The 11,472-nt window shown below is 67.8% G+C and carries 8 protein-coding genes; 2 read left to right on the top strand and 6 right to left on the bottom strand.

Annotated elements, in window-relative coordinates; genetic code table 11:
- The first annotated feature begins 148 nt into the window (after nt 1-148).
- Both DN824_RS18100 and DN824_RS18095 read left to right on the top strand, forming a co-directional pair.
- Entirely contained in the window at nt 149-970 is an 822-nt protein-coding gene (locus DN824_RS18100; RefSeq protein WP_138409807.1) for a DODA-type extradiol aromatic ring-opening family dioxygenase, read from the top strand.
- 25 nt (nt 971-995) lie between these two features.
- The gene (locus DN824_RS18095; protein WP_138409806.1) at nt 996-1,274 is read left to right on the top strand and encodes a DUF2218 domain-containing protein; all 279 of its coding nucleotides are present in this window, start codon (nt 996-998) and stop codon (nt 1,272-1,274) included.
- 6 nt (nt 1,275-1,280) lie between these two features.
- On the opposite strand, the gene DN824_RS18090 is transcribed toward DN824_RS18095, so the two are convergent.
- The 6 genes from DN824_RS18090 to treZ form a co-directional block, all read right to left on the bottom strand.
- Nucleotides 1,281-2,105, bottom strand: a complete 825-nt coding sequence (locus DN824_RS18090) for a M23 family metallopeptidase (RefSeq protein ID WP_138409805.1) — start codon at nt 2,103-2,105, stop codon at nt 1,281-1,283.
- A gap of 179 nt (nt 2,106-2,284) precedes the next feature.
- The gene (gene glgX, locus DN824_RS18085) at nt 2,285-4,435 is read right to left on the bottom strand and encodes a glycogen debranching protein GlgX (RefSeq protein WP_138409804.1); all 2,151 of its coding nucleotides are present in this window, start codon (nt 4,433-4,435) and stop codon (nt 2,285-2,287) included.
- A gap of 66 nt (nt 4,436-4,501) precedes the next feature.
- Nucleotides 4,502-4,828: a DUF2934 domain-containing protein gene (locus DN824_RS18080; RefSeq protein WP_138409803.1), complete on the bottom strand. Its 327-nt coding sequence runs from the start codon at nt 4,826-4,828 to the stop codon at nt 4,502-4,504.
- Between the two features lie 14 nt (nt 4,829-4,842).
- Nucleotides 4,843-7,632, bottom strand: a complete 2,790-nt coding sequence (locus DN824_RS18075; RefSeq protein WP_138409809.1) for a malto-oligosyltrehalose synthase — start codon at nt 7,630-7,632, stop codon at nt 4,843-4,845.
- Complete coding sequence (gene malQ, locus DN824_RS18070; RefSeq protein WP_138409802.1) at nt 7,632-9,704, bottom strand: 4-alpha-glucanotransferase; 2,073 nt, start codon at nt 9,702-9,704, stop codon at nt 7,632-7,634. Before malQ ends, DN824_RS18075 begins: the two co-directional genes overlap by 1 nt.
- A complete protein-coding gene (gene treZ, locus DN824_RS18065; protein WP_138409801.1) occupies nt 9,697-11,472 on the bottom strand; it encodes a malto-oligosyltrehalose trehalohydrolase in 1,776 nt (591 codons plus the stop codon). The genes malQ and treZ overlap by 8 nt, the downstream gene beginning before the upstream one ends.

The raw sequence follows: 11,472 nt of genomic DNA, 5'->3' as shown, positions 1-11,472 counted from the left end.
GGGATTTCGATGATGTTCCGGGTGCTTTATTGGAGCCATCCAGGGTGCGCTTCGCAGGTCCCAATGAAGTGGCGGGACCTACACGCTTCGCTTCGCGGTTCGCGTGTAGGCGATACTGCCCACCCGTTCCCTCGCACAGGGTGTCGCGATGACTGCCGTAACCGATTCCGTTTCCACCCAGCCCAGCGCGTTCATTCCCCACGGCGCCGGCCCGTGTTTTTTCATGGACTGGAAACCGGCCGATGCCTGGGACGCGATGGCGGGATTCCTGAGCGGCTTCGCCGCGACCCTGGCGCAGCCGCCGAGCGCCATCGTGCTGATCTCCGGCCATTGGCTGGAGCCTGCGTTCACCGTCACCAGCGCGCCGGCGCCCGAGCTGATCTACGACTACTACGGATTCCCCGAGCACACCTATGCGCTGCGCTACCCGGCGCCGGGTAGCCCTGAGCTGGCCGCGCGGGTGCGCGATTTGCTGGCGAACGCGGGTCTGGCCGCGGGCGAGGACGCGCAGCGCGGTTTCGACCATGGCGTGTTCATCCCGTTGAAGCTGATGTTCCCCGAGGCGAGGATTCCCGTGGTGCAGCTGTCGCTGCGCGACGACCTCGACCCCGAGGCGCATCTGGCGGCCGGGCGCGCACTGGCGCCGTTGCGCGGGGAGGGGGTGCTGATACTGGGTAGCGGGATGAGCTTTCACAACATGCGCGGCTATGGCGACCCGCGCTTCGGCCCTGTCTCCGATGCGTTCGACGCCTGGTTGACCCGTGCGGTCGAAGCCCCGGCCGAGCGCCGCGAAGCCGAGCTGGCGCGCTGGAGCGAGGCACCCTCGGCACGCCTGTGCCATCCGCCAGGCGCCGAGGAGCATCTGCTACCCTTGCTCGTCGCGGCGGGCGCCGGTCATTCGGGCCCCGGCCGCAAGGTCTTCGTCGACCGGGTGATGGAGACCACCCTGTCCGCCTTCCGTTTTGCCTGATCCTTCACTTCCAGAGGAGCTCCAGATGGCCGTTTCCACCGCCAGCATCGCCACCCAAACGCCCGAGCGGCTGATCAAGCGTCTTTGCAAGCACTGGGGACACAAGTTCCCGGTGGACCTGCAGGAGCGGAGCGGCACCATCGAGCTGCCCCTCGGCCGCTGCAGCATGCAGGCCGGCGACGGCACGCTCCAGGTCGAGCTCGAAGGCGAGCAGGAGAACCTGCCGCGTCTGCAGGACGTGGTCGCCGATCACCTGCAACGCATGGCCAGCGAAGAATCGCTCGTCATCGACTGGCGCGGCTGACGCCGCTCAGTCGCCACCCATCGCGAAGTTCGGCAGCGATTCCACCGGCCGGGAAAAACGGAAGGGGATCGAAACCAGGGACTGGCCGTCGGACTTCTGCACCACGAAATGAAGATGCGGCCCGGTGCTGCGCCCGGTGTTGCCCGAGCGCGCCAGCAGCGTGCCGGTGCCGACCTTTTGCCCCAGCCTGACCACCACGGAGCCCTTCTGCAAATGCAGGTAAGCGCTCTCGGTGCCGTCGCGGTGGCGGATCCGCACGAAATTGCCCGACGGGTCGGGCCTCCTGCCGGCCTGTTCGTTGCGCACGTCGACCACCGTTCCCTCGCGCGCCGCGATGATCGGCGTCCCCACCGGCATCGCGACATCGACCGCATAGCGGCCCTTGGGGGTGTTGTGGCTGAAGTCGCCACCCGCGCCCTGGGTGATGCGGAAGGGGCCACCCTGCCAGGGCAGCGCATAGGCATGCCCGCCGACGGCACCGGACTTGCCCGGATTCGGCGAGAACTGCATGGCGTAGCTGAAGGCGTGCTGGTACATCAGGGGATAGCCCGGCTGGCGCTTGCGCAGCGTCGCCACGCGTACCCGGCTGCGCGCTGGCACGGTCTTGCGCAGCGGGCCCTTGCCCACGCCCTGAACGTTGACCGTACGGCTGAACACCAGCACGGCGGTGATCGGCACGTCCAGGTCGTTGCGCACGTCCATCGTCGTGCCGGTCCGGCCTTCGTTGACCAGCAGCCTGACACCGGAGCCTGTCTTCGAGCCGGCGGCCTGTACCGCCAGCGGTACCAGCCAGCTCGCCATCAGAAAGAACACTAGCGACAATCGAAGCATTGGGTGATCCCTCACAGTGGATGAGCCAGCGACCTCAGCGCTGCCGGCTGGAGGAAGTCCAGCTGTGGGACTCGATGCCGAACGCGATGGTTCCATCACCCGCAGACCGTCCGGCAGATGGTAGGAACGACAGCGCCCCGGCTGCTTTGGCAGGCGGGGCGCGGCTCGTCGCTTGGGGGTTATTCCTCGTCCTTGACCAGTTCGTAGAGCAGCAGGGAGCGGCCGGTGACCGCGTACTCGGTATCGAACTGGAAGCGCTCGGTGCGCGCGTCCGGCGAGTTGGTGTCGATCAGGCGCTGCCAGTGCGCGCCCTGGGGCACGGCCGGCAGGGTAAAATTGACCACGTCGTGATGCGCGTTGACGATGATCAGCAGCGTCGCATCCGAGCCCGCGCGGCGAATGCCGGTCGGTTGCGCACGGCCGTCGAGCAGCATGCCCATGCACCGGTTGCTGCCGTCTTCCCATTGTTCGACGGTCATTTCCTCGCCGGAGGGCGACAGCCAGGTGACGTCCTTGACGCCGATCTCCTCGTTGTAGGCACCCACCAGGAAACGGCCACGACGCAGCATCGGGAAGCGCTGGCGCAGGCGGATCAGCTTGCGCACGAAGCCCATCAGGGCTTCGCCTTCCTCGCCGAACTCCCAGTTCACCCAGCCGATCTCGCTGTCCTGGCAGTAGGCGTTGTTGTTGCCGTGCTGGGTACGGGCGAACTCGTCGCCGGCGACGATCATCGGCGTGCCCTGGGAGAACAGCAGGGTGGCGAAGAAGTTGCGCATCTGGCGGAAGCGCAGCGCGATGATTTCCGGATCGTCCGTCGGGCCCTCGACGCCATGGTTCCACGACAGGTTGTTGTCGCTGCCGTCGCGGTTGTCCTCGTCGTTGGCCTCGTTGTGCTTGTTGTTGTAAGACACCAGGTCGTTGAGGGTGAAGCCGTCGTGCGCGGTGATGAAGTTCACCGAGCTGAACGGACGCCGGCCGCGCTGGTTGTACAGGTCGCCTGAGCCGGTCAGGCGCGCCGCGAAATCGGCCAGCTTGTCGTCGTCGCCTTTCCAGAACGAACGCACGGTGTCGCGGAACTGGTCGTTCCACTCGGCCCAGCCGGGCGGGAAGCCGCCGACCTGGTAGCCGCCGGGGCCGATGTCCCAGGGCTCGGCGATCAGCTTGGTCTGCGCCAGCACCGGGTCCTGGCGGCAGGCCACGAGGAAGCTGTGGCGTTCGTCGAAGCCGTAGTGCTCGCGGCCGAGGATGGTCGCCAGGTCGAAACGGAACCCGTCGACATGCATCTCGGTGGCCCAGTAGCGCAGCGAGTCGGTGACCATCTGCAGGACGCACGGATGGCTCATGTCCAGGGTGTTGCCGGTGCCGGAATCGTTGACGTAATAGCGCTTGTTGTCCGGTATCAGGCGGTAGTAGGAGGCGTTGTCGATGCCGCGCATGGACAGCGTCGGGCCCATCTCGTTGCCCTCGGCGGTGTGGTTGTAGACCACGTCGAGGATCACTTCGAGCCCGGCGTTGTGCAGGTGCGCGACCATCTCCTTGAACTCGCTGATCTTGCCGCTGGCCAGGTACTTGGCGTGCGGCGCGAAGAAGGCGATGGTGTTGTAGCCCCAGTAGTTGCTCATGCCCTTTTCCAGCAGATGCTGGTCCTGGACGAAGCCGTGGATCGGCAGCAGCTCGATTGACGACACACCGAGCTTGCGGATGTAGTCGATGACCTCCGGCGTCTTGAGGCCCGCGAAGGTGCCGCGGAACTCTTCCGGCACCGCCGGGTGCTGCATGGTGAAGCCGCGGGTATGGGTCTCGTAGATGATGGTCCGGTCCCAGGGCACCTGCACCGGGTGATCGCGGCCCCAGGTGAAGGCCGGGTCGATGATCTTGCTCTTGGGCACGAAGGGCGCGCTGTCGCGCTCGTCGAAGCTGAGGTCGCCATCGGGATGGCCGATGGTGTAGCCGAACAGCGCCTCGGACCATTTCAGTTCACCCACCAGCTGCTTGGCGTAGGGGTCGATCAGCAGCTTGTTCGGGTTGAAGCGATGACCGTTCTCCGGGTCGTACGGGCCGTGTACGCGGTAACCGTAGATCTGCCCCGGGTGGGCGTCGGGCAGGTAGCCGTGCCAGATCTCGTCGGTGTATTCGGGCAGTTCGATGCGCTCGAGCTCGGTCTCGCCCGTGGAGTCGAACAGGCAGAGCTCCACCTTGGTCGCATTGGCCGAAAAGATCGCGAAATTGACGCCCAGGCCGTCCCAGGTCGCGCCGAGCGGAAAGGGAAGGCCTTCACGAATGCGCGACGGGCTGGACACCTGTGGCGGCTGGGCGTTCTTGCTGGACATGGTTCCTCCGTTCGGCGCCGTTGCGCCGATGCAACTCGGTTGTTTGTGGGGTTCAGCGCCCCGAGTTCATGTTTCTTTGGGCTTGCGAGGCGCGCGGGTCTTCTTCATCACCTCGGGCGTGCCGGCAGCCGCATCGGTCGCCTTGGGCGTCGCCTTGGCGGTGCGGCTGCCGTTCTTGGTCGTCGCCGGCTTGGCTACCGCCGCGGGCGTGGCGTCGGTGGGCTTGGTGGCGGTCTTGCGGGCGCGGGCGGGCTTGGCCGCGGGCGAACTGTTTTCAGCCTCGGCTAGCTTGCGGGCCATTTCCCAGTGCCGGGCTTCTTCGCCCACGGGGCAGCCTTCGGACTGCCAGATTTCGTAGGCGAGCTCGCGGATGCGCTGGTCGTCTGCATTCATATCGGTGAATCTCCTTAGGTTGAGGCTGTTGTTTGAAAAATGGCCATGGGCAGGCTATCCAGAGCCTGCGCTACACCCAGGCTCACCCGTGTGGGTGTGACTGCGGATCGAGCAAAAAGTCCCGCCAACGAAACGCCATCCAGCGCTTCGGGCAGCTCGACCTGTGTATCGCCCCATTTCTCCGGGGCGATGCTCGGCTGGTTGGCGCCGTCCAGCAGGGGATAGGCCAGTCGCGCCGCCAGCACCACCAGCCAGCGCCCCTCCCATTCGCGGGCGAAAGCGACCAGGCGGTCGGCCTGGGCGCCGCTGACCTTCAGCGGCAGGTAGCGGCCTTTGGTGAACAGCTCCGGATCGTCCCGGCGCGCCTTGAGCGTGCGTGCGATCAGCCACTGCTTGATGCGTGCATCGTGCCAGTTGGCCAGCAGCTCGGCCGCATCGGCGTCGAGCGAGAAGCTGGCCCGGCGCGCCTCGAAGTCCACCGGCCGGCGGTTGTCCGGGTCGACCAGGCTGAAGTCCCAGTAGTCCGCGCCCTGGTAGAGGTCGGGCACGCCGGGGGTGGTCATGCGCAGCAGGGTCTGCGTCAGGCTGTTGAGCGCGCCGGTGGGGGCGAGTTCGGCCGCCGCGGCGGCGATGTCCCGGCGCAGCGCCGCCCCGGACTCCTCCAGCAGCAGCGCCTGGGTGTATGCCCGGCAGGCCGACTCGTAGGCCTCGTTGGGCGCACCCCAGGTGCTGCGCAGCTTGGCTTCGCGCACGGCCTTTTCCTGCCATTGCAGGATGCGCTTGCAATACACCTCCATGCCCTCGGCATCGTCCGGCTGCAGCGTCGGCTCCCAGCTGCCGAGCAGGGTCTGGAACAGCATCATTTCATCGGCGGGCGAGGGCGCCGGACCGTCGTCCAGCTCCATGCGCCAGGCGGCGGCCTGGTCGCGCCACTGGCCGACCTTGCCGGCGAACCAGGGCGCGCGCTCGCTGATCACCGCGATGCGCGTGCGGGTGTCTTCGCCGCGCTTGTGGTCGTGGGTGGCGGTGGTCAGCAGGTTGCCGGGGAAGTGCTGCTGGCGCGCCAGGCAAGCCTGGTGGAATGCCTCGACGGTGCCGCTGAAGTGCTGGGGATCGAAGCCGACGTCGTTGCGCGACAGCAGCACGGCCGAGCGGTAGCAGGAGGTGTCTTCCACGGCCTTGGCGGCGGCGGGCGAGGTCAGCTGCTGGAAGCGCGTGCAGGCATAGCGGCGCGCGTTGCGAGGCGCGCCCCGGGGCACCGAGCGCAGGCTCTCGCCGCCGAGCCAGCGCTCCAGGTGATCGAGCAGCGGCCAGTCGGCCTCGGGCAGGGTGGTCCGTGCGCCTTCGAGCGCCTGCTGGAAGAACGGCTCGTCGGCTTCGCGGCGTCCGGCCGCCGAGATGTAGGTGCGATAGACCGGGAAGTGAACGATCAATTCGAGCAGCGCCCGGCGAATCGCGCCGAGGGTGATGTCGCGGGTCATCAGGTCGCTGCGCGCCACCTGCAGCAGCGCCTGGGCCACCGCCTCGAAGTCGCCGGCCAGCGTACCGGTCAGGACCAGTTCGCGCGCCTGGCGGACTTCCTCCATGAAGTCGTCGGTGCGGCCGCTGGTCTCGCGCCACAGTTCGCACAGGGGGTCGTGTCCGGCCGGATCGTGCTGCACCAGGGACACCTGGTTCATGAACTCGTAACCGGTGGTGCCATCCACGCCCCAGTCGTCCTGGAGCGTTTCGCCATCGGCGAGGATCTTCTCGACGTAGATCGGCACGTGGTCTTCGGCCGCCTCGGGCGGCCGCGAGGCGTTCAGCCGGTCGACCCGGCGACGCAGGCGGCGGCAGTAGCCGCGCGGGTTGGCCAGTCCGTCGATATGGTCGATGCGCAGCCCGTCGACCAGCCCATCGGCGACCAGCTCGAAGATCTTCGCGTGGGTCTCCTCGAATACCACCGGGCGCTCGACCCGCAGGCCGCCCAGCTCGTTGATGTCGAAGAAGCGCCGCCAGTTGATGTCGTCGGCCGCGGTACGCCAGCTGGCCAGGCGGTAGCTCTGCCGTTCGAGCAGCGAGTGCAGGCGCTTGAAGCCCTGGTCGGTGGTCGAGTCGTAGAGCGAGAGGGCGTCCTCCAGGCACTGGCGGATGGCCGGGTCCTTGAGCTGCTCGGCCAGGTCGGCGCGCAGCTGGCGGGCGGTCTGGTAGGGCGCCGGGTCGGTCTTGAGCGCATCGAAGTGCTGGGCCAGGGGCCTGAGTGCCTCGCAGCCGCGCAGCACCTCGCCGTAGCTCGGCGGAGTGATGGGGAAGCGATGTTCGTAGTGTTCGGCATAGAGCGAGCCGGTGTCCGCATCCAGGCGCAGCGGGATGAGGCCCTGCTGCAGGGCCTCGCCATAGTCGACGCCGAGGAAGGGGATCAGCAGCTGGCCTTCGAGCAGCGGGTCGGGCGAATTCCACTGGATGTCGAAGAACTGGGCGTAGGGGCTGCGACGGCCCCATTCGAGCACGTCGAGCCACCAGGCGTTGCCGCTGCCGCCGACCGCCATGTGGTTGGAGACGATGTCCAGGATCAGCCCCATGCCCTTGGCGCGCAGTGCCTCGACCAACCGGTGCAGGGCCGCTTCGCCGCCCAGCTCGGGGTTGATGCGGGTCGGGTCCGTGACGTCGTAGCCGTGCATCGAGCCGGGACGGGCGGTCAGCAGCGGGGAGGCATAGACGTGGCTGATGCCCAGCTGGTCGAAGTAGTCGACCAGTGCCGTCGCGTCGTCCAGGGTGAAATCGCGGTGAAACTGCAAGCGCAGGGTTGCGCTCAGGGCCTTGATCATTGCCGACTCCGAAGGGATTGCCATCGTGCTTGCGCCAGCCGCTCCAGCCGTCGGGCCGGCGTCTGCGCGTCTAGCAGCGTGGCGCTGTCGCCGGCATAGCGGCGGCGCCAGTTGGGGTGGCTGTCTATGGTTCCGGGCAGGTTGGGCTGGTCCACCAGGCCGAGGGCGTCCTCGAGCGGCAGCAGTACCAGCGGCGCGGGGGTATGGCCGATGAACGAAGTGGCGCCATCGACCACCTCCTGCTCCTGCATCTCGTCGCCTGCCGGGCTGCCGGTGTCCTCGCGCAGGGCGCGCACCAGCCCGTGCCGCTCGCGCTCGCGTTCTTCCATCTGCCCCTTGCGCTTGGATTCGTCGACCTGGCCGACACGGATACGCCAGTCGATGTCGTTGGCCTGCCACCAGCCGGCAATCGACGGAATGTCGTGGGTGGCGGTGGTGGCCAGCGCATCGTCGGGCCATTCGCGCGGCGGCACGAAGCGGGCCTCGTCGTCCCGCTCGAAGAGCAGCACGCGCATGCCGAGAATGCCCCGCGCGGCGAGCTTTTCGCTCAGCCCCTCGGGCACCGTGCCGAGGTCCTCGCCCAGGATCACCGCCTTGTGCCGCCAGGCTTCGAGGGTCAGCAGGCGCAGCATGTCGTCGAACGGGTAGTTCAGGTAGGCACCCTGATCGGGCCCCACGCCCTCGGGCGTCACCCACAGACGCATCAGGCCCATCACATGGTCGATGCGCATGCCGCCGGCATGGGCGAGGTTGGCGCGCAGCATCTCGATGAAGGCCCGGAAACCGTTCTGCTTCAGCCCCCAGGGCGAGAAGGCGGAAATGCCCCAGCTCTGGCCCTGGCGATTGAGGATGTCCGGCGGCGCACCCACCGACAGCGACGACAGCAATTCGGCCTGCCGGCTCCAGGCCTGACTGCCGCCGCTGTCGGCGCCCACCGCGAGGTCCGCGATCAGCCCGATGCCCATGCCTGCGCTCTTGGCCGCCACCTGGGCGCGCTCCAGCCCCCGGGCCATGAGCCACTGGGCGAACGCGTGGAAGCTGATCTCGTCGGCATTCTCCTCGGCGAAGCGCAGCACCGCCGGGCTCGACGGATCGCGATACTGCTCGGGCCAGCTGGCCCAGCCCTGGGGCGAGCCGTCGTCGTCGAGCAGCACGGCATGCAGCGCTTCGAAGCGGCAGTGGTTTTCCAGGGCCTCCCCACCGGCGGCGCGGAAGCTTTCGAAATCCTGTTGCAGGGGATCTTCGCCGGCGCTGAAGTCCTCGAACAGCGCGCGCAGCAGGCGCATCCGCGCGTGCGTGACCGCCAGCCAGTCCACCAGTTCGAGCGCCTCGAGGCGCTGCAACTCATCGGCAAGGCCGCAGGCGTCGATCGCCTGGCGTAGGCGCCGCTCGCCCAAGATGCTGCCCGGCGAGCTGTGCAGCACGTTGAAGAACAGCCGGCTGGAAGGCGAATAGGGGCTGTACTGGTTCGGATACCCCGGGAACATCGCATGCACCGGGCTGATGCCGATCGCCGAGGCGCCATGCTGCGCGGCGTTGCGGGCGAAGTCTTCCAGCGCCTCGGTATCGCCCACGCCGCCGTCTCCGGGGCGGCGAAGCCCGTAGAGCTGGACGGTCAGGCCCCAGGCGCCGGGGCCGGCGACGTCCTCGACCGAGGGGCAGGCCTCGGGCGCCACCGCGACGGTGATCCGTTGGCCGTCCAGGCTGAGCTGGTGATAGCCCGGCGTCTCGATGCCGGGCAGGCGCGCCCGGGCATCCAGCGTCCCGGTCAACGGCTGGGTCTGGTCTTCCAGGCTCAGGCTGTAGGGCGTGTCCGGTGCGAAGTGGTCGCCGAGGTCCAGCGGCATGCCCAGGTCGACGGTCATCAGCGGCGGCAGCTGTGCCTGGCCGACGCTTTCCTCGAGTTTCTGCAGGCTGCGGCGGATCTGCTCGTCGCTGCCGGCTTCCAGGCCGAGCGCGGCAAGCACCTTGCGCAGTACGTCGTCCGGGACCCGCTGGTCGTTGCCGTCGGCATCGACCCAGTCGATCGACAGGCCGGCCGCCCGGGCGAGCTGCTTGAGGTCAGACATGGGCAGGCTCCAGGTGGACGAAGGCGGTGCGCGGCGGCAGCCTGTCGCGGCTCGCCTCGGCCTCGTGGGCACTGGCGTGGAGCAGCCTGGCGGATTCGCCGGCGGGATCGAGCGCCACCGGCAGGTCGCTCAGGTTGAGCGCGATCCGCAGCCGGGAGCCGTCGCCGAGCTGCCAGTGGGCCAGCGCGGCCGCGGTGCCCAGCGCCTGGGCGCCGCCGAAGCGAGCCCCTTCGAGGCGCGGGATGATCTCGCGGTGGCGAACCGAGAGCAGCTCCCGGTACAGCGCGTGCCATTCGGCATGGCCGGGTTCGCGGATGCTGGTGAAATCCGGGCAGGAGGCGTCGAAGGTCTTCTGCTCGTTGGGGTCGGGAATCCGCGCGCGCGTCGCCTCGTCCTGGAATTCGGCGAACTCGGCGAATTCGCCACGCCGGCCTTCACGCACCGCATCGGCCAGTTCGCCGTGGTGGCTGGTGAAGAACAGGAACGGCTGACGCGAGCCCCATTCCTCGCCCATGAACAGCAACGGCACCATCGGGGAGAGCAGCAGCAACGCCGTGGCCGCCCTGAGCGCGTCGGGGTCGGCGAGGCTGATCAGGCGTTCGCCGAAGGCGCGGTTGCCGGTCTGATCGTGATTCTGCAGGAACAGCACGAAGGCCGTCGTAGGCAGGTGCCCGCTCGGCTCGCCACGCGATTCACCACGGCGGTTCTGCTGGCCCTGGTAGATGAAGCCTTCGCCGAGAAAGCGCACCAGCTTGTCGGTCGAGTCCTGGTGGTAGTCGCCGTAGTAACCCTGGCTTTCGTCGGTCAGCAGGGTGTGCAGCACGTTATGGCCGTCGTCGTTCCACTGGGCATCGAAGCTCTGTTCGAGCAGGCTGGAACGGTTGTGTTCGTTCTCCAGCACCAGGTGCACGTGGCGTCCTGGCTCGGTCTCGGCGCGGATGCGCTCGGACAGCTCGGTGAGAAAGCTGCGGTCCGGAATCGCATGCACCGCATCGAAACGCAGGCCGTCGAAGCGGTACTCCATCAGCCACATCAGCGCGTTGTCGATGAAGAAGTTGCGCACCTCGCTGCGGCGAAAATCGATCGCATCGCCCCAGGGCGTCTGCTGGTCATGGCGGAAGAAGTGCTTGGCGTAGCGCCCCAGGTAATTGCCATCCGGGCCGAAGTGGTTGTAGACCACGTCGAGAAAGACCATCAGCCCCAGCTCATGGGCCCGGTCGATCAGCCGCTTGAGGTCTTCGGGGTTGCCGTAGGAGGCTTCGGGCGCATAGGGCAGCACGCCGTCGTAGCCCCAGTTGCGGTCGCCGGGGAATTCGGCGATCGGCATCAGCTCGATGGCCGTGACGCCAAGCTCGGCCAGCTCCGGCAGGCGCGCTTCGATGCCCGCGTAGCCGCCGTACGCCAGTACGTGCAACTCGTAGAGCACCGCCTCGTGCCACGGCCGGCCTTTCCATTCGGGGGTGCGCCAGCGATAGGCGTCGGGGTCGATCAGCACGCTGGGTGAGTGCACGTCGCCGGCCTGGAGGCGGGACGCGGGGTCCGGCACGTCCAGTTCGTCATCGATGCGAAAGCGGTAGTGGGTACCCGGACGGCAGGGCGCCTCGACGCTGTACCAGCCGTCGTCGGCCGCCTGCATGGGGAGTGTGTCGCCATCGACAAGAACCAGGCTGACGCTTTTGGCGTCGGGCGCCCAGAGCCGGAACCGAGCATGAGTATCGTCAAGAAGGACCGGTCCGTGATGCCCCCTCCGGGTGTATTGCATTGGCAT

Source organism: Stutzerimonas nosocomialis, assembly GCF_005876855.1.
Lineage (GTDB): Bacteria > Pseudomonadota > Gammaproteobacteria > Pseudomonadales > Pseudomonadaceae > Stutzerimonas > Stutzerimonas nosocomialis.
The sequence above is the reverse complement of the archived record's forward strand: the minus strand, read 5'-3'. Positions and strand labels throughout refer to the sequence as shown.